The organism is Bradyrhizobium sp. Kon56, from assembly GCF_055807635.1.
Map to the genome: position 1 here is coordinate 1 of NZ_JBVVOU010000182.1, position 389 is coordinate 389.

Below are 389 nucleotides of genomic sequence, written 5' to 3' on the forward strand. Positions count from 1 at the left end.
GGCAACTGGGTTTCGCGCAGGAAGTAGAAAGCGCCCGGCAGCAACACGGCGACGGTGCCGGCAGCGGCCATGGCGATGGCGTCTTCTTCGGTCATGAACTCCAGATGGTCCGCCGACAACGCGTGGTAGCGCGCCGCCAGGCTGGAGCCATGCAGGGAAGACAATTGCTCGGCGTGCAGTTTCACCGGCAGGCCGAGTTTTTGGGCGACCTTGAACACGCGCTCCACCTGCTCGGTAGAAAACGCCAGGTATTCACAGAAGGCATCCACCGCGTCCACCAGCCCCTCTGCCGCCAGGGTCGGCAGCATCTCGCTGCAGATGTGCTCGATGTAGTCATCCGCGCGGTCCTGGTACTCCGGCGGTAACGCATGGGCCGCCAGGCAGGTGGC

General features: G+C 64.5%; 1 pseudogene. It reads right to left on the reverse strand.

Annotated elements, in window-relative coordinates:
• Positions 1-389: pseudogene (locus tag AC0L3B_RS38540) on the reverse strand (imidazolonepropionase); the annotation flags it as partial.